The organism is Lysobacter sp. Root690 (genome assembly GCF_001427785.1).
Lineage (GTDB): Bacteria > Pseudomonadota > Gammaproteobacteria > Xanthomonadales > Xanthomonadaceae > Lysobacter.
The window spans coordinates 814613-833526 of the sequence record NZ_LMHM01000012.1; the positions used below are offsets into that span (position 1 = coordinate 814613).

Annotated in this window: 13 protein-coding genes and 1 riboswitch; of the genes, 4 read left to right on the forward strand and 9 right to left on the reverse strand. The window is 66.0% G+C overall.

Annotated elements, in window-relative coordinates:
• Window positions 1-377: 377 nt before the first annotated feature.
• Window positions 378-485: riboswitch (glycine riboswitch) on the forward strand.
• Window positions 486-676: 191 nt separating this feature from the next.
• A complete protein-coding gene (locus ASD86_RS11370; RefSeq protein ID WP_056110413.1) occupies window positions 677-1282 on the forward strand; it encodes a trimeric intracellular cation channel family protein in 606 nt (201 codons plus the stop codon).
• A gap of 138 nt (window positions 1283-1420) precedes the next feature.
• On the opposite strand, the gene ASD86_RS11375 is transcribed toward ASD86_RS11370, so the two are convergent.
• From ASD86_RS11375 to ASD86_RS11390, 4 genes are all read right to left on the reverse strand, one after another.
• Window positions 1421-2002: a uracil-DNA glycosylase family protein gene (locus ASD86_RS11375; RefSeq protein ID WP_056110416.1), complete on the reverse strand. Its 582-nt coding sequence runs from the start codon at window positions 2000-2002 to the stop codon at window positions 1421-1423.
• A 74-nt stretch (window positions 2003-2076) separates the two neighbouring features.
• Window positions 2077-4035, reverse strand: a complete 1959-nt coding sequence (locus ASD86_RS11380; protein ID WP_082578267.1) for an FG-GAP-like repeat-containing protein — start codon at window positions 4033-4035, stop codon at window positions 2077-2079.
• A gap of 173 nt (window positions 4036-4208) precedes the next feature.
• The gene (locus ASD86_RS11385) at window positions 4209-5873 is read right to left on the reverse strand and encodes an MFS transporter (protein WP_056110420.1); all 1665 of its coding nucleotides are present in this window, start codon (window positions 5871-5873) and stop codon (window positions 4209-4211) included.
• Window positions 5874-6090: 217 nt separating this feature from the next.
• Entirely contained in the window at window positions 6091-7503 is a 1413-nt protein-coding gene (locus tag ASD86_RS11390; RefSeq protein ID WP_235567722.1) for a DcaP family trimeric outer membrane transporter, read from the reverse strand.
• 363 nt (window positions 7504-7866) lie between these two features.
• Between ASD86_RS11390 and acs the strand changes: the two genes are divergently transcribed.
• Window positions 7867-9819: an acetate--CoA ligase gene (gene acs / locus ASD86_RS11395; RefSeq protein WP_056110424.1), complete on the forward strand. Its 1953-nt coding sequence runs from the start codon at window positions 7867-7869 to the stop codon at window positions 9817-9819.
• A 181-nt stretch (window positions 9820-10000) separates the two neighbouring features.
• Here acs and ASD86_RS11400 read toward each other — a convergent pair whose 3' ends face one another.
• Window positions 10001-10366: an endonuclease domain-containing protein gene (locus tag ASD86_RS11400; protein WP_056110426.1), complete on the reverse strand. Its 366-nt coding sequence runs from the start codon at window positions 10364-10366 to the stop codon at window positions 10001-10003.
• Window positions 10367-10509: 143 nt separating this feature from the next.
• Here ASD86_RS11400 and ASD86_RS11405 point away from each other — a divergent pair, with 143 nt between their 5' ends.
• Window positions 10510-11178 (forward strand): response regulator transcription factor, encoded by a 669-nt coding sequence (locus tag ASD86_RS11405; protein ID WP_056110428.1) that lies wholly within the window; start codon window positions 10510-10512, stop codon window positions 11176-11178.
• 85 nt (window positions 11179-11263) lie between these two features.
• Here ASD86_RS11405 and ASD86_RS11410 read toward each other — a convergent pair whose 3' ends face one another.
• The 4 genes from ASD86_RS11410 to ASD86_RS11425 form a co-directional block, all read right to left on the reverse strand.
• Window positions 11264-11581: a J domain-containing protein gene (locus ASD86_RS11410; RefSeq protein WP_056110429.1), complete on the reverse strand. Its 318-nt coding sequence runs from the start codon at window positions 11579-11581 to the stop codon at window positions 11264-11266.
• Window positions 11578-12288: a hypothetical protein gene (locus tag ASD86_RS11415; protein ID WP_056110431.1), complete on the reverse strand. Its 711-nt coding sequence runs from the start codon at window positions 12286-12288 to the stop codon at window positions 11578-11580. The genes ASD86_RS11410 and ASD86_RS11415 overlap by 4 nt, the downstream gene beginning before the upstream one ends.
• Window positions 12285-13160: a DUF2167 domain-containing protein gene (locus tag ASD86_RS11420; protein WP_056110433.1), complete on the reverse strand. Its 876-nt coding sequence runs from the start codon at window positions 13158-13160 to the stop codon at window positions 12285-12287. The genes ASD86_RS11415 and ASD86_RS11420 overlap by 4 nt, the downstream gene beginning before the upstream one ends.
• Before the next feature lie 196 nt (window positions 13161-13356).
• Window positions 13357-16854, reverse strand: a complete 3498-nt coding sequence (locus tag ASD86_RS11425; protein WP_056110434.1) for a PAS domain-containing hybrid sensor histidine kinase/response regulator — start codon at window positions 16852-16854, stop codon at window positions 13357-13359.
• A 517-nt stretch (window positions 16855-17371) separates the two neighbouring features.
• Between ASD86_RS11425 and ASD86_RS11430 the strand changes: the two genes are divergently transcribed.
• Window positions 17372-18616, forward strand: a complete 1245-nt coding sequence (locus ASD86_RS11430) for a serine protease (protein WP_056110437.1) — start codon at window positions 17372-17374, stop codon at window positions 18614-18616.
• Window positions 18617-18914: the final 298 nt, after the last annotated feature.

Sequence of the window (18914 nt, forward strand, 5' to 3'; positions counted from 1 at the left end):
CGCTCCTACAGGGTGCTGCCGAGATCGCGATTGCGCTTTTGCTGTTCCCCCCTTTGCAAAAGGGGGGGCAGGGGGGATTCGCTTTGGCTTTGGCTTTGGCTGTCGCTTTGATTGATAAAGCCAAAAAGCAAAAGCGAATCCCCCCTGCCCCCCTTTTGCAAAGGGGGGAACAGCAACAGCCACAGCAACAGAGCCATGCCGGGGGATTTACCGCGGCGACAAGGCGACAGCCCGCGCAACCATCGGCCGCACCAGCACCTGCTACCATCCGCCCCGTTCGCAGAAGAGTGGCGCCGGCCCCGCGGCCGATGCCCGCCGAAGGCGCAGGCTCCCATAATCGCTCAGGCTCGGCCGTTCGGCCGAAACACTGCGGACACCATCGCCGATCTGGAGAGAGGCCGCCACGCGGCCCACCGAAGGGGCAAGCGGGCCGACGCGGATGCGCCGGGCCGCCCAAACTCTCAGGTAAAAGGACAGCGGGAGCGGCGCCGTGGCCTTCGTCTTTCGATGATGCCGCGCAAATTCATGAGTGCATGCACGATGCGCGGCCCGCCGCCGCGCAGCGTCGCTTCGCGCGCGCCGCCACGGTCGGTGGTCGCATGCGAGGCATCGCATCACGCGTTGTGTTTGCGTCGCATGGCCACGGTTCTCCCGCATCGTCCGACGGAGCACCGCCATGTTGTTGCAGATCATCTACCTCATCGCCATCAGCGCCGAAGCCATGACCGGCGCGCTGTCCGCCGGTCGGCGGCGCATGGATTTGTTCGGCGTGGTCATCATCGCCTGCGTCACCGCGCTCGGCGGCGGTTCGCTGCGCGACATCGTGCTTGGTCACTACCCGCTGGGCTGGGTGCGCCATCCCGAGTACCTGGGCTACACCATCGGCGCGGCCATCGCGGCCACGTTCCTGGCCAAGAAACTGCATTACCTGCGTCGCACCTTCCTGTGGCTGGACGCGCTTGGCCTGATCGCGTTCACCCTGATCGGCTGCGCGGTGGCGCGCGAGGCCGGCCATCAGCCCGCGATCGTGGTGATCGCCGGCATGCTGACCGGCGCGTTCGGCGGGGTGTTGCGCGATGTGCTCTGCAACGAGATTCCGCTGGTGTTCCAGCGCGAGTTGTACGCGGTGATTTCGCTGTTGACCGGCGTGGCCTATCTGCTGCTGTTGCGCCTCGGGGTGGCCGAAAATGCAAGCGTGCTGCTATGCCTCGGCGGCGGCTTCGCGCTGCGCCTGCTGGCGATCCGTTACGAATGGGAAATGCCGAAGTTCGTTTATCAGTGATCGCGGCGGCGGCATGATCCGAGCGCGAACGACGAGCCTGCACGATGCGGCGGCGATCGGATCGATCCAGGCGCTCACGCGCGGCCCCGCTACTTCTGACTCAGTTGCGCGCCAATCGATTCGGCGTCATTGGCTTGATCAATCGGCAAGCACTTGCGCGACCCGCTCGCGCAGCAGCGGCACCAGTTCGCGTTCGAACCAGGCATTGCGCTTGAGCCACAGATTGTTGCGCGGGCTCGGATGCGGCAGCGCGACCACGGTGGGCCAGGTGTCGCGCCATGCCAGCACGGCCTGGGTCAACGAGGCGCCCGCATCGGGCAGGTGATAGGCCTGCGCGTACTGGCCCACCACCAGGGTCAGTTGCAGATGATTCAAGCGCGACATCAGCCGCGCGCGCCAGGTCGGCGCGCATTCCGGCCGCGGCGGCAGATCGCCGGCGCGGCCGGTGCCGGGAAAGCAGAACCCCATCGGCAGGATCGCGACCCGCTCGGCGTCGTAAAACAGTTCGCGCGACAACCCCAGCCACGCGCGCAGACGTTCGCCGCTGGCATCGTCGAACGGAATGCCGCTTTCGTGGACCTTGCGTCCCGGCGCCTGCCCGGCGATCAGGATCCGCGCGCTCGCGCCCACCTGCACCACCGGCCGCGGCCCGTGCGGCAGGTGCGCTTCGCAACGGGTGCAGGCGCGCACCTCGTCCAGCAGGGTCGGCAGGGAGGACATGGCGCGATGCTAGGCCCTGCCGGGAGCGGCGTCGATAGGCGCGCGAGCGCGCGCCCGGATGGCGACGGATCGGTTCAGCGCAGGCAGCGAATGCCTTGCGTGCCGCGGGTGCAAATCTCCTTGCGTTGATCGCCGTCGGTATCGCCGATCATCAACGGCAGTGCGTAGGCCGGTTTGCCGTAGCCGTTGGCGCCGGTCATCCATCGGTTGTCGATGTGATGGTAAGCGCTGAACCGGGTCCCATCGGAGAACGCGCACGCCACCCCGGTCGTATACTGGCCGCAGATGTCGGCCTTGCCGTCGTTGTTGATATCGGCCAAGGACAGGGTCTGGAAATACACGCGCTCGTCGCCCGATGTCGCCGGAATATTCCATTGCTCCTGGTCGGCGAAAGCGCTGCTCCACCAGGTCGGCGCGGAAAACGCACTGCCTTGCGACAGCGAACAGATGATGCCGTAACTTGCTCGCCCGCATAAATCGGCGCGACCGTCGCCGTTGATGTCGCCCAAGCGCAGGGTTGCGGCGTACTCGCGATGATTCCATGCGTTGGCGTCGTCGAATCCGCCGCTGAGCCAGCGCTGCGCGGCCGAGAACGACGCGCCGTTGAACAACTGGCAAACGATGCCGTTGGCGTCGTGTCCGCATACATCTGGATGATGGTCGCCGTCGATATCGCCCATCTGGATCGATGCGTACATGGACTCGCTCGCACCCCAGCCGGCGGCATCGGAGAACACCGCGCCGGTCGCCCAGGTGACGGTCGCGGCGAAAGCATTGCCGAGTGAGCGCATGCAGTAAATTCCCGCGGCGCCACGCACGCACAAGTCCGCCCGTCCGTCGTTGTCCATGTCGATCAGTCGCGTGGTCGCCGTGTACTTCGCTTCCGACCAGCCCTGATTGTCCGGAAGATCGCGCCATTTGCTGCTCGCGCGGGATCTTCCGTCGATGCAGTAGATGCCGTCCACCCGCTTTCCGCATACGTCGGGGACGCCGTCGCCGTCGACATCGCCCATTCGGATCGAGCGATAGTGGCCGGCGATCTGAGCGGTGCCGGAGGCGTCGGAGAACTGCGTCGAGTAGGTGTCGATCGTCAGCCGGCTGTCGGTCCCGACCATTCCGGGAATGGCGTCGAGCGAGGTGAAGACGTACTTGGTGTCCGGATCGCTCTTGATCAGTTCTATCAATCGCCTGGTCATTCGGAACGCGTAGTCGCTTCCCACCGCATTGGGACTGCGATCGTGCATCTGCACGATGCCGCTCTTGGCGACGCCGCCACGCATGCTGCGCGAGTAGCTGTTATGCGTCGGATCGGTCCCATAGAGTCGGTCCGCGCAGGTTTCCGGACTCTGGATCGGATCGTTGTAGCGCGTGTCGTTGCACGGCCAGTCCGCGCCCAGGTAGTCGTAGAGAATCGGTCCGGCGACATCTTTCAACGCCGGTTCGTCGCGCAACAGGTCGTACGGGGCTTGGCCCCAGTTGTTGGAAGGCGCGCGAAAGAAGGAATAGCCGTCGCGTTGGTAGGGGGCGATCAGCGCCTGGGTCAAAAGTACGTCTTGCCGGATCTTGACCGGCCCCACCGCATTGAAGTTGCTGTCGAGCGCGTAGTGCAGTTCGGTATGGTTGCCGACCTGTTGATCGGCCGATACGAGTTGTTCCAGTGTGCTCAAAGGGTATTGCTTGAGCTGCGAACAAGGCTCGCCCGCGCCGCGTCCGGTGAACCGGCAGCCGTTGACGAAGAACGTGGCGCGGATATTGCGTCCCTGCAGGTAGCGCGCCAGCGCGACGCTGTGCTCGTCCATGCCGTCGTCATAGGTAAATACGATGTAGCCCTTCGGCAGGTTGTCGCCGATCACCTGCGGCAAGGTCAATCCCGGTTGCCCGCTCGGGTATTCGGCGACGAATCCGTCGCGATTGACCGCCGACGCGGCGGATGCCGCGGTGGCCGCGACGATCAGGATGACCGCTTGCGCACCGGCGCGTATCGTCGTTGCGGCCGGGTGAGAATCACGGCGAGGTCGTATCGAAAATCGCATCGTGCCGGTCCTTTGGTCTGATCGCAGTCATCTGCGGCGGGAGAATCAACATGTTTCATTCGCGCGCGCAGAGTGCTGAGAAAGACGTGTGGTCCAAGGCGTAGCGACATATATAAAAACAATGCCGGCAATAGTGCCGGCATTGTTTTTTGATGCGCATTTAGTGTGAGAGGTTACAAGGTGATATCGCGATCCTTGGTTTCCGGCAGGAACAGCGCGCCGATCACCACGGTCATCGACGCGACGATGATCGGATACCACAGGCCGCTGTAGATATCGCCGGTGGCGGCGACGATGGCGAAGGCGGTGAACGGCAGGAAGCCACCGAACCAGCCGTTGCCGATGTGGTACGGCAGCGACATCGAGGTGTAGCGGATGCGGGTCGGGAACAATTCGACCAGCCATGCCGCGATCGGGCCGTAGACCATGGTCACCAACAGCACCAGGAAGGTCAGCAGCGCGATCACCATCGGCTTGTTGATCTGCGCCGGATCGGCCTTGGCCGGATAGCCGGCGGTGGTCAATGCCGCGCTGAGCTCCTTGCCGAACGCTTCGGACTGCGCCTTGAACGTCGCGCTGTCGAGCGCTTCGCCCTCGAAGCTGTTCAAGCTCGCGCCGCCGATGCTCACCGTCGCCAGACTGCCGGCCGGACCGGCCGCGTTGATGTAGGGGATGCCCTTCTTGGCCAACGCCGACTTGATCACGTCGCACGACTGCTTGAACGCGGCCTTGCCGACCGGATCGAACTGGAACGCGCAACGTTCCGGATCGGCGGTGACGGTGACCGGCGAAGCGGCGACCGCGGCTTCCAGCGCCGGATTGACGTTGTGGGTGAGCGCCTTGAACACCGGGAAGTAGGTGAACACCGCGATCAGGCAGCCGGCCAGCACGATCTTCTTGCGCCCGATCTTGTCCGACAGCCAGCCGAACAGGATGAATCCGCCGGTGGCCAGCGCGAGCGCGATTGCGATCAGGATGTCGGCTTGGTTTGGATCCATGCCGAGGGTCTTGGTCAGGAAGAACAGCGAGTAGAACTGGCCGCCGTACCACACCACCGCCTGGCCCGCGGTCGCGCCGAGCAGGGCGAGCAACGCGATCTTGCCGTTCTTGGAGAAGAAGCTCTCGGTGATCGGCGCCTTGGAGGTCTTGCCTTCGGCCTTCATCTGCTGGAACAGCGGCGATTCGGCCAACTGCATGCGGATCCACACCGACACGCCGAGCAGGATCACCGAGAACCAGAACGGGATGCGCCAGCCCCAGGCTTCGAAGTCGTCCTTGCCCAACCAGTTGCGGCAGCTCCAGATCACCAGCAGCGACAGGAACAGGCCGATGGTCGCGGTGGTCTGGATGAAGCTCGTATACAGACCGCGCTTGCCGTTGGGGGCGTGCTCGGCGACATAGGTGGCCGCGCCGCCGTACTCGCCGCCGAGCGCGAGGCCCTGCAGCAAGCGCAGCACGATCAGGATCACCGGCGCGGCGATGCCCATGGTGGCGTAACTGGGCAGGATGCCGACCAGGAAGGTCGATATGCCCATCAACACGATGGTGATGAGGAAGGTGTATTTGCGTCCGATCATGTCGCCGAGCCGGCCGAACACCAGCGCGCCGAATGGACGCACCGCGAAGCCGGCGGCGAACGCGAGCAGGGCGAAGATGAACTGGCTGGTCTCGTTGAGGCCGCCGAAGAACTGCTTGCCGATGATGACCGCGAGCGAGCCGTACAGATAGAAGTCGTACCACTCGAATACGGTGCCGAGGCTTGAAGCGAAAATGACTTTCTTATGACCCTTGGTCAGCGGCGCGGTGGACGGCGGCGCGTTTGCGGCGGTGCTGGACATGTCTGTTCCCCCGAACAGTGGGAAGGAGCGGGCTTGGGGGCCCGCCGGGGTTTTCTGTGTCAGAAACGGTGTTTGATCGCAGCGCGCGAATCTCTCCCAACGTCATTCCCGCGTTCGCGGGAATCCAGTGTCTTTAATCGCAGCGGCACGAAAGTCGCTGGATTCCCGCGTTCGCGGGAATGACGGCAGGAGAGAGCGCCGCGATCGGAACGCATCATCAGAAGCTGTACTTCACATGCGTCTGCAAACGATTGATCTCGCCCTTGTCGCCGGTTTCGATCTCGCGCTGGCCCCAGATGTATTCCGCGCCCACGTCGAGCTTCGGAATCGGGGTGTAGATCAGGTTGATGTGCGCCGACTGCGCCGAGTGGGTGATGCCGGTCCCGGTCAACGCGGTGTCCTGGTCGTATTGCGCGCGCGAATAGAACAGGTTGCCGCGCAGCTTCGGGGTGAACACGTGGCGCCAGCCGACGAAGCCGGAGATCACGTCGATGTTTTCCAGATCGCCGTTCGCGTCGAGCACCGCGTCGTTGTTGAGCGCCAGACCGACGTAACGGCCGATGCCGCTGCCGGCGGTGACCATGTAACGCAGATCGTCCTTGGCGCCGAGGTTCCACTTGCCCGAAACGCTGACGCCGTAACCAGTGTTGCTGTCGTTGATCCGGCCGGTCTGGTACTTGAGCTGACGCGCCAAGGCGCCGACGCTGAAATGACCCCAGTCGCCCTTGGCCGTGTAGCGCGCGGTGACGTCGGGGACCGCGCCGTCGTCGCCGGCGACCTGGGCCATGTTGCCGCGGAACGGCGTGTACACCGTCTCCGGGTTTTCGATCGAGAACGACCACGGCCCGCTGGTGTAGCGCAACTGCGCCTGACGCACGAACACCGTGCCTTCGGTGGGGCCGAGGAAGTCGACCGTGTCCGGCAGCGCCGCGGTGTCCTGGAAGTTCGACCAGGTCTGACCGGCCAGCCACTTGTTCCAGCTCACATAAGCCTGGCGCAAGGTCAGCGCATAGGTGTTGGTGGCGATCTCGTTGCCGGTGAACGCGGTGGTGCCGCCGCCGAACAGATCGAATTCGAGATAACCCTTGAGCTTGTCGCCGCTTTCCAGGTCGGTGTCGGTGGCGAACCAGAAGCGCGAGAAGTTCGCGCCCATGTCGGTGTCGGCGCTGCCCTCGCGATTGCCGCCGCCGCCGACCGGAATCGCCTTGGGCACGTAGAACAGACGACCGACCGAACCGTCGGCGATGTCGCCGTCGTTGGTCGAGGTGACCGAGGCGTCGAGCTTGATGAAGCCGCCGTAGCTGAAACGCGTGCCGGGATTCGCGCCGGGGTTGATCGGCGCGGTCTGCAGGCTCGGCTTGCCGGGCGCGGCGACCGCGGCGACAGGCGCGCTGGCCTGCGCGGCCTTGACCTCGGTGACCTGGGTCTGGACCTGCTGCTGTTGCGACACCAGTTGCTGGACCATGCGTTCCAGGTCGGCGACGCGCGCTTCGAGTTCCTTTTCCTTCGCGGTCTGGGCGAAGGCCAGCCCGGGCAGGGCCAGTGCGACCAGCAAGGCCGCGGCCAGCGGCCGCCGTCGGATCGTTGCGCGCGGCGCGGCGTTGCGTGTCATCACGCGAGTGACAGTCATGATTCCCCTCCCGAAGAATGCCGCCCGAACGGTGCGGCCGCGGCCAGCCTGCGCGCGGCTCCGATGGCTCACCATTCGCCATTGGTCGTAAAAAGCGCACCTGTATGCGCGGTTTACGACCAAGGTCTATGAGGCCGGGATTCGAGATTGGGGATTCGGGATTGGTCAAGCAGAGCCTTTACCGAATCCCCAATCCCGGCCTTTAGACCAAGGTCTAAAGGTCCCCAACTCAGCAGCGCTTGCTGCATTGCGGCACACTTGGGTGCCGAGAGTGAGGGTTCGAGATTCGCCGCGGCGTCATCGTGGCCGGCGTCCGAATCCCGAATCTCCAACCCCGAATCCCGCCCCATGCAGGAGCCCCCAATGAGTCACCCCGCCAGCGTCTATCCCGTCGACGAGGCTTTCGCCGCTCAGTCGCGTTACCGGCGCGAGGATTACCAACGCCTGTACGCCGAATCGATCAGCGATCCCGATGCGTTCTGGGGCCGCGTCGCGCAGCGGCTGGAGTGGTTCAAGGCCCCGACCAAGATCAAGAACGTCAGCTACGACCTGCGCGATTTCCGCATCAAGTGGTACGAGGACGGCGAGCTCAACGCCAGCGTCAATTGCCTGGACCGGCACTTGGCCACGCGCGGCGACAAGACCGCGCTGTTGTTCGAGCACGACGATCCGAACCTGCCGGCCGAGCCCATCACCTACCGCGAGCTGCATGCGCGCGTATGCCGGCTGGCCAATGCGCTGCGCAATCTCGGGGTCAAGAAGGGCGATCGCATCACCATCTACCTGCCGATGATTCCCGAAGCGGTGGTCGCGATGCTGGCCTGCGCGCGGGTCGGCGCGATCCACTCGGTGGTGTTCGGCGGTTTCGCGCCCAATTCGATCGCCGACCGCATCGCCGACTGCACCAGCAAACTGGTCATCACCGCCGATGAAGGCCTGCGTGGCGGCAAGAAGATCGCGCTCAAGGCCAACGTCGATGCGGCGCTGAAACTGCCGGGCACCAACTCGGTCGAAACCGTGCTGGTGGTGCGCCACACCGGCGCCGCGGTCGACATGCAGATGCCGCGCGACCGCTGGTACGACGCGGTGATCGAAGGCCAGCCCGACACCTGCGAACCCGAGCGCATGAACGCGGAAGACCCGTTGTTCATCCTCTACACCTCCGGCAGCACAGGCAAGCCCAAGGGCGTGCTGCACACCACCGGCGGTTACCTGACCTACGCCGCGTTCACCCACGAAGCGGTGTTCGACCTGCGCGAGGACGACATCTACTGGTGCACCGCCGACGTCGGCTGGGTCACCGGCCACAGCTACATCGTCTACGGCCCGCTCGCCAACGGCGCGACCGCGCTGGTGTTCGAAGGCGTGCCGAACTATCCGGACGTGTCGCGGTTCTGGAACGTGATCGACAAGCACCAGGTCACGATCTTCTACACCGCGCCGACCGCGATCCGCGCGTTGATGCGCGACGGCGACGAGCCGGTCAAGAAGACCTCGCGTTCCTCGCTGCGCCTGCTCGGCACGGTCGGCGAGCCGATCAATCCCGAAGCCTGGCGCTGGTATTACGAAGTCGTCGGCGATTCGCGTTGCCCGATCGTCGACACCTGGTGGCAGACCGAGACCGGCGGCATCCTGATCAGCCCGCTCGCGGGCGCGATCGACCTCAAGCCCGGTTCGGCGACCCAGCCGTTCTTCGGCGTGCAGCCGGCGCTGGTCGACGCCAACGGCGGCGAACTCGACGGCGAGGCCGAAGGCAATCTGGTGCTGAAGGATTCCTGGCCGGGGCAGATGCGCACGGTCTATGGCGATCATCCGCGTTTCATCGAAACGTATTTCCGCACGTATCCGGGTACCTACTTCACCGGCGACGGCTGCCGCCGCGACGCGGATGGGTATTACTGGATCACCGGCCGCGTCGACGACGTGATCAATGTCAGCGGCCATCGCATCGGCACGGCCGAGGTCGAAAGCGCGCTGGTCTCGCATCCGAAGGTGGCCGAAGCGGCGGTGGTCGGGTTCCCGCACGACCTCAAGGGCCAGGGCATCTACGCCTACGTGACCCTGATCGCCGGCGAAGCGCCGGGCGAGGACCTGCGCAAGGAACTGGTGGCCTGGGTGCGCAAGGAAATCGGCCCGATCGCCACGCCCGACCACCTGCAATGGGCACCGGGCCTGCCGAAGACCCGCTCGGGCAAGATCATGCGCCGCATCCTGCGCAAGATCGCCGAGAACGCGCCGGACCAACTGGGCGATACGAGCACGCTGGCCGATCCGTCGGTGGTGGATAGTCTGGTTAATGAGCGGCTTGGGAAGTGAGAGGACGTGGGGGCTGGCGGTAAGAGCAAATCCCCCCTGGCCCCCCTTTTTCAAAGGGGGACTCGAAATGATGGTTGCCGGATGGGCGGGCGTTCCGACTGAGCACGGCGAAAGGCCTCAATCGCCGCCTTTGCCTTTGCTGTTCCCCCCTTTAAAAAAGGGGGGTAGGGGGGATTTGCTCTCAGCTGCGTATCCGCTCGGAAACGATCCAATAAATCACTTCCATAACCGCGGCCGTCTCCATCAACACCTGCCGATTGTCGAACCGCATAACCTTGAGCCCAAGCGACTCAAGCGCCAAAGTGCGCCGCGCATCCGCCGCAAGCCCTTCTTCGCTCAGGTGCTGCGAACCGTCGACCTCGATCACCAGTCCGGCCGCGGGCGCGAAGAAATCCACGACATACGTCAGCAGCGGCTTCTGCCGATAGAACGGCACGTTCAAGATCTGCTTGCGTCGCAGCAGAAACCACAGCCGCGCCTCCGCCGCGCTCATGCCGCCACGCAGATCGCGCGAACGATATTTGAGACTTTGTGCATAAGGGCGCATGCGCACATTTCACCCACCTTCACCCATCGTCCAATAGCGGGCCACACCCCTGCTGGTCGTAAGATTCCCCTGACAGCAAGTCCGGCCCACGCATGGCGTCCGCCGCCGCAACACCCGCCGCAACGCAGTACCCGAGGTCCCCCATGCCGACCCTGCTGATCGCCGACGACCACCCGCTGTTCCGCGAAGCCCTGCGCGGCGCGGTCGCGCGGGTGCTGCCGGATGCGGCCCTGCGCGAAGCCGACAGCGTCGATGCGCTGTACGCGCTGGTCGAGGCCGAATCCGACGCCGACCTGCTGCTGCTCGATCTCAACATGCCCGGCGCGCAAGGCTTCAGCGCGCTGGTGCACCTGCGCGCGCTGCATCCGCAGTTGCCGATCGTGGTGGTGTCCGCGCGCGAGGAACCGGCGACGATGCGCCGCGCGCTCGATCACGGCGCGGTCGGTTTCATCCCCAAATCCGCCGATGCGGTGACCCTGGGCGAGGCCCTGACCACCGTGCTCGACGGCGATCGCTGGGCGCCCGCCGCCGCGTTCGCCGCGCCGGCCGCCAATGCCGAGGAACACGACGCCGCGCGGCGCTTGCGCGACCTCACCCCGCAGCAGTTCCGGGTGCTGCAGATGCTCGGCTCGGGCCTGTTGAACAAGCAGATCGGCTACGAACTGGGCGTGTCGGAGGCGACGGTCAAGGCCCACGTCACCGCGATCCTGCGCAAGCTCGGCGCCAACAACCGCACCCAGGCGGTGTTGATCGCCGGCCGCCTCGCGCTCGATCCGGGCGCGATCGTGCCGCCGCCGGAAGAGGCCGACTGACTAAAGCGACCGACGAAGCCATCCGGTCGGACCGCTACGACCTCGCGCCGCGCGCGACGCCGCGCAAAAACGTTACGCAACCGCGCTAGTCGAACTGCCGCATCGCCTGCGCATACGCGCGATCGATCTGCATGCGGCTACGCTGCGCCTGCGCGCGTGCTTCCGCGCTCAGGTGGGCGATGCGTTCGGGCAGGTGTTCGGCGCGTTTGTTTCTATGCGCGGCGTCGATCATCGCGCGGTCGGCGTTGGCGGGCACGCCGAGCACTTCGTGCCATGGCCGCTCGCCGTCGGCCGAAGGCGATGATGCGTTGTCGCGACCGCTCAGCAATGGCCATACCACCGCGACCAGCCAGTAACCCAACGCCACGCCGCCGACGATCACCAGCACTTCGGTCGAGGTCATCGCAATTGCTCCAGTCGTTGTTTCGCGCCCAGCAGACGCGCGTCGTCGCCATGGAAATCGATGGCCATGTCGGCGCGCTCGGCGATGGCGTCGGCCAACAGCCGACGCTCGGCCGCGGGCAGCAAACGCCGCGCCGCATCGATGGCGTTGCCGTGCAGGCCGCGTCGCGCGCACAGGCGACGCACCACGTTCAACGCGTGTGGTGGGCAGCACAGCAGTTCGAACGACAGCGACAAGGCCTGTCGACTGCTCAGCTCCAGCACGCGCCGGTGGCGCCAGATACGCAGGCCCATGACCAACACGGTGGCGTAGATCGATACCGCCAGCGTCAGCATCGCCAGCGGATGCGGAAACCGCCACAGCAGCAGCGGCAGCGCGACCAGCAGCAAGATCCACAGCAATCGGCAGGCCGTACCGAAGCCGTAAAGCGCCTGGACGAAGTGGTCCAGCCCGGCCCAATGCTCCGCGGACGATTGCGCCGGATCGCCGAGCCAGCCGCAGCGCCACAGCGGCGCCGCGGGCCGCAGCGGATCGGGCAGATACAGATAGCGACCGCGCCACTGCGTGCCCGAACCGGTCGACGCGCGCCAACGCCCGCCGTGCCGCACCACGACGATCTCGTCGTAGTGCAGCAGCATCAGCGCGTCGAGCAGGTAGAACCCGACCACGCCGAGCACCAGCAGCAGCTCGACCGGCGCCAGCGTCATTCCTGCGTGTCGTCTTTCGGCTTGTCTTTGTTGCGACCGAACAACTTGCCGATCGCCGCGCCGATGGCGACGAAGCCGACCAGCACCAGCTTCCACGCCTTGACCAGGAACAGGCCGATCGCGGCGAACACGCCCTTCTTACTCGCCACCGCGGCCGCGCCGCCAGTGATCAGCGCGGCCAGGCCGAACTCGGCGACGTGATCGCCGGGCTTGAACTCGCTGTACTTCTCGCCGTCGTTGAACGAATAACCCGGCACCAGTTGCTTGAACTGGCCGATCGCGCCGTCGAGGTCGGTCTGGTCGGCGACCAGGATCACCTCGGTAACGCCGTGGCGGCCGAGCAGGCGGGTGTTGTAGTTGGCGAACTTCTCGGTCGAACCTTCGCTCGAGGCCAGCACCGCCCATTCCAGATTGTGGGTGGACTTGTCGTACTGGGGCTTGAAGCTCCAGCCCTCGATCTTCATGGTTTCCCAACCGCGCTTGCGGCGTTCCTCGTTGCCTTCCTCGGTGCCTTCGCGGATCGAGTCGAGAATCGCGTCGGCATCGAGCGACTCTTCGTCTTTCACATAACCCACGTCGCTGTAGTGGAAGAACGAAAACCAGTTCATGTCCTTCGGCGCGAGGGTGTACTCGTCGGTGCCGGTGGGCGGGTTGTGCAGGATTTCGTTGAGCTTGCGCGTGCTCGCGGCATCCAGGAACGCGTAGCCCTCGGGCACGCGGATGCTGGCCTTGTCGGCGATCTTGCCGTTGGTCGGTCCGACCTGCCAAGCCAGGTTGGCCAGCGCTTGCGCGCCGTTGTCCTGGGCGGCGGCGGGCGCGAGGGTGCCGACCAGCGCGAGCGCGGTCAGGACGGAAAGCAGGCGCTTCCGCATGAAGTATCCCCTTGTTCGATTCGATGACGTCTGTGATGAGACGCTGGCGGACGTTCCCCACGCCCGGCCCGCTATCGCGTCCTTGGATAGGTGCGGGCCCGGCAAGCTTAGTGTGTCGGGCATCACGGAAGCAACGAAGTTTTATTCAGTACGCCGCTGCGAGCGACGGTCCGGGTGGCCGCATGAGCACCGGATTTCAGGCGCGCGGGTTCGACCTTTGCGCGGCCAGGAACGCCCGCAGCGAGGCCGGCTTGATCGGCTTGGTCAGCACCCGGCAACCGTGTTCGCGCGCGGCATGCTTGAGCGCGTCGCTGCCGTCGCCGGTCAGCAGCGCGGCCGGCAATGCGCTGCCGATGCGTTCGCGCAGCACGTCGATGGTCGCCAGGCCGTCGAGACGGTCGTGCAGGTGGTAGTCGACCAGGGCGACGTCGGGGCGTTGATCGAGCAACGCCAGCGCATCGTCCACGGTCGCCGCCAGCAGCGCGGTCGCGCCCCAGCGGTCGAGCAGGGCGCGCATGCCGTCGAGGATTTCGCGATCGTTGTCGATGCACAGCACGCGCAGCCCGGCCAGCGAATCGCCGAGCGTCGGCGAGGCGGCTTCCGGCGGCGGCAGCTCGCGCAGCGGTTCGCCGAGCGGCACCGCGATCGAGAACACGCTGCCGCGGCCGATCTGCGAACGCACCCGCAGCGGATGATCGAGGGTGCGCGAGATGCGTTGGCAGATCGACAGGCCCAGGCCCAGGCCGCGTTCGCCGCCGCTGCCGGGTTGGTCGAAGCGGCGGAACTCGTCGAAGATCTGCTCCAGGTGATGCTCGGGAATGCCCGGGCCGGTGTCCCACACCTGCAATTCGATCTGGCGCGAATGCGGACGTGCGCGCGCCGCCATCAGCACGCCGCCTTCGCGGGTGTAGCGCAGCGCGTTGGCGAGGAAGTTCTGCAAGGCGCGGCGCAACAGGCGGCGGTCGCTGCGGATCGACAGCGGCATCGACGGCACCCGCACGCGCAAGTGCAGGCCGCGGCCGGCGGCACTGGGCGCGTATTGGGCGGCGAGTTCGCGCAGCAATTCGCCCGCGTCCAGGTCGTCGAGTTCCGGGCGCAGCGCGCCGGCATCCAGGCGCGAGATGTCGAGCAGGCCGTCGAGCAAGTCCTCGGCCGCGCGCAACGAGGCATCGACGCGTTCGGCCAGGCGACGTTGTTCGTGCACATCGTCGCTTTCGCGCAGCGCGGTGGTGAACAGGCGCGCGGCATTGAGCGGTTGCAGCACGTCGTGGCTGACCGCGGCGAGAAAGCGGGTCTTGGACTGCTGCGCCGATTCGGCTTCCTGGGTGCGCTGTTCGACCCGTTGTTCCAGGTTTTCGTTGGCTTCGCGCAAGGCCTGTTCGGCGCGTTTGTAATCGGTGACGTCGCTGTAGCTGGTCACGTAGCCGCCGCCGATCAGCGGCCGCCCGACCATTTCGATCACCTGGCCGTTCGCGCGCACGCGCTCGAACACGTGCGGCGCGCCCGCGCGCAGATGCGCGAGGCGACGGCGCACGATTTCGTCGATGCGGGTTTCATCGAGGCTGTAATCGTCGTACGGGCCGGGGCCCATTTCGCCGCGCTCGGCGTTCCAGCGGATCAGATCGCTGACTGGGCGGCCGACGTAGAGCATGCCGTCGGGGTAATCGAACAATTCCTGATAACGGCGATTCCACGCGACCAGACGCATCGCCGGATCGACCACGCTGACGCCCTGGCTGATGTTTTCCAGCGTGGTCGACAGCACCTGACGATTGAAGCGCAGTTCCTGGTTGGCTTCGTCGAGCAGCGCGACCACTTCGCCCAGTTCCATGCCCGAACCGCGCAGCGCGCTGGTCAGGGTCAGGCGCGCAGACGCCGCGCCGATCGCCGCGGCGAGCAGGCGTTCGGTGAATTGCGCCAGGGCGCGGTCGGCGGGTTGTTCGGGCTGCCATTCGCGGCCTTGCTGGTGCGCGTAGTCCTCGAACGCGCGGCGCGCGTGACGCTCGCCGACGATGCGTTCGGCCAGCGCCAGCAGTTCGCCGCCGCGCACGCTGCCGGCCCAGCCGCCCGGGCCGAGCGCGGGCCGGCGCACATACGGATCGAGGAACGGCGCGGCCAGCAACTGGTCCTGCAGGCGCGGACGTTGCCGCACCGAGACGAACAGGAACGCGCCGATATTCACCAACAGCGACCAGAACGTGCCGTGGGTCAGCGCGTCCCAGCCGACCAGCCCGAACAATTGCTCGGGCCGCAGCCAGGTAATGGCGAGCGGGCCGGTTGCGACCCAGTCGTCGCCGATCCAGCCGCCGCGCGCGAGCGCCGGCAGCAGCAGGGTGTAGGTCCACACCACGGTGCCGGCGAACAGGCCGGTGAATGCGCCCGCGCGGCTCGCGCCACGCCAGTACAGGCCGCCGATCAGCGCAGGCGCGAACTGTGCGACCGCGGCGAAGGCGAGCAGGCCGTGCTGGGCCAGGCCGTTCGCGCCGAGCGAACCGCGGTGATAGGTGTAGGCCATCAACGCGAGCAACACGATGGTGACGCGGCGCACCCACAGCACTTGGCGATCGATGCCGGGGCTTTGATGCGGCGCGCCTTCGTGCAGCGCGCCGGTGCGCAGCAACAGCGGCATGACCAGGTCGTTGCTGACCATGGTCGACAACGCCACCGACGAGACGATGACCATGCCGGTCGCGGCCGAGAAGCCGCCGATGTAGACCATCAGCGCCAATGCGCGCTGGTCGAACTGCAACGGCAGCGCGAGCACGTAGGTGTCGGGCGATACGCCGCTGCCGCCGAGCACGGCCTGGCCGGTCAGGGTGATCGGCACCACCAGCAGGCTGATCAGAATCAGATAGCCGCCGAACAGCCAGCGCGCCGAACGCAGGTCGTTGGGGTCCTGGCATTCGACCACGGCGACGTGGAACTGGCGCGGCAAGCACACGATCGCGGTGAACGCGAGCAGGGTCTGGGTGATGAAGCCGGCCGGCAGGCCCGGTTGCATCACCACGCGCGCGGCCTGTTCGACGCGTTCGGGGTAGCTGCCCAGGCCGGGCAGGTGGATCAGCGCGAACACGCCGATGGCGACGAACGCGACCAGCTTGACCAGCGATTCCAGCGCGACCGCGAGGACCATGCCGTGGTGGTGTTCGGTCGCATCGACCTGGCGGGTGCCGAACAGGATCGCGAACACCGCTAGCATCATCGCCACGTAGAACGCCGGATCGGCGAGCAGGCCGCTGTCGGACGGCACCCCGGCCAGCACTTCCACGCTCATCGCCACGGCCTTGAACTGCAGCGCGACGTAGGGCACCGCGGCGGTCAGCGCGACGGTTGCGACCAAGGCGGCCAGGCCCGGCGCGCGGCCGTAGCGCGAGGACAGGAAGTCGGCGATCGAGACGATGCGCTGTTCGCCGGAGATCAGTACCAGGCGTTCGAGAATGCGCCAGCCGAAGGCCAGCATCAGCAGCGGGCCGAGATAGATCGGCAGAAACCCCAGCCCGGTGCGCGCGGCGGTGCCGACCGCGCCGTAGAAGGTCCACGAGGAGCAATACACCGCCAGCGCCAACGAATAGACCGCGGTGCGCAGCCAGCGCGCGCGCGGCGTGCGTTCGCGCTGGTCGCCGTAGTAGGCGACCGCGAACAGCAGGCCGACGTAACCGGCCGATACCAGCAGCAGGATCCAGCCTGGGATCAAGGGCGCGGATTCGCGAGGACGAGTGGCGTGAAGTGTACGGCCTTGGCGATTGGCTCGGGTCTGGGTGGGGATGCGACTTTGGATGGGGATGCGGCCCTCACCCCAACCCCTCTCCCGTACACGGGAGAGGGGCTTCGCTTGTCCCTTCTCCCGCTTGCGGGAGAAGGTGCCCGCAGGGCGGATGAGGGCAGACGAGCCGGCGTCGCGCAGCCGCTTGCTGCCCCGCGCCATCGGCAACAGCCACGCCTGAACATCGCCCACGCCCCGCACAATCGCGCTGAGCGGCCGATCAAGCTTCCGCACCGCCGCGGCGCGGAACCCACTGCGGTCACGGTTTGCCCGGCGGGCATTTGCCAGTGTCGGCCGCGCGCAGAACCCTCGGTTCTCGCGCATCAACTCAAACCCACACTCCGGCGCAGCCATCGCCACGCCCGTCGTCGCCGCAGATGCGGCGCGCGGACGCGCGCGCGTTTGTTCGATGGCCGGTCGCCGTCTCGATCCCAGGAGGGAACAGCGAATGAACCATGGACCGTCGAAGTTGTTGATGCCCGCGCTGCTGGCCAGCGCTTTGTGTCTGGCATTGCCGGCCACCGCCGTCGCCCAGACCGAACCGGGCGCGCCCGTGCCGTTGAAGATCGCCGATCAGCGCAGCATCGATCTGCAACTGGGCGAGCAGCCCGGCCGGGTCGGTCGCGCCGGCGTCGACGCCGGCCGCAAGCAGGTCGAGATCCGCACCCCTGATGCGTCTTTCATCAAGGTGCATTTCGATCATTTCTCGCTGCCCGCGGGCGTGACCTTGGAAGTCGCCAGTCCCGATGGCCGCGAGGTGTATCGCTACAGCGCGCAGCAGCTCGACCCGCACACCGTCGCCGCCGATCTCGGCCAGGACGGTAAGACCAGCTTCTCGGCGATGTCGATCTCCGGCCCGGTCGCGGTGTTGCGTCTGGTCGGCACCGCGCGCGAGCCGTGGCGCGCGGGCCATGGCGTGAAGGTGTCGCGTTATCTGGAAGGCTATCCGGAGGAGATGCTGCCGCAGTTGCAGAACGAAGGACTGCTGGGCACCCAGGTCGGCGGCAAATCGATCTGCGGCACCGACAACAAGCAGGCCGCGGCCTGCTATGCGACCAGCGACACTCAAGCGTTCAACGGTTCCAAGCCGGTCGCGCGCGCGGTCATGAGCGGCGGCAGCCTGTGCACCGCGTGGCGGGTGAGTTCTAGCAACCGCATGTTCACCAACAACCACTGCATCAGCACCGCCGCGGGCGTGGCCGGCGCGGAGTTCTGGTTCAACTACCAGCGCAGCACCTGCACCGGCGCGCAGGCGACGGTGACCAAGGTCGCGGGCGACCAGATGCTCAAGACCAACACCACGCTGGACTACACCCTGTTCACGGTGAAGAACTTCGCCAACATTTCCAGCTTCGGCTTTCTCGGCCTGGATCCGCGCGCGGCGGTGGCCAACGAAGGCATCTTCATCGCCGGCCATCCCGGTGGGCGGATGAAGGAGCTCAGCGTCGCCGACACCCAGAACAGTGGCGGCAAATGCCGCGTCGATGCGCCGAGCGTGACCGGCAACGCGGCCAACAGCGATGTCGGCTATTACTGCGACACCGAGGGCGGCAGCTCGGGTTCGCCGGTGCTCGCGCGTTCCAGCGGCAAGGTGCTGGCGCTGCATCACTTCGGCGGCTGCTTCAATTCGGGCGCGAAGATTTCGCTGATCTGGCCGCAGGTGTCTACGTATTTCGGCGGTGTGATTCCCTGAGGTCTTGAGGGTTGTTTTGTTGCGACGACAGGCCCGCCGATTGGCGGGCTTGTTGTTTGGGGACGCTAAGGAAAAGTCGCTGGATCCCCGCGTTCGCGGGGATGACGGTCTTGAGGGGATGTTTGAATTTGTGGTGGTGTTACTTCGGAAAATATCGAAGCACGAAAGCACGATGCGCTAGGCAGGTCGGCTCACCTCAGGCTCGTCATTCCCGCGAACGCGGGAATCCAGCGACTTTCGTCGCCTGCCCACGAAATGCGCGAGGCGTTTGCTCGTGCTCTACGTGCGTGCGCTAAAA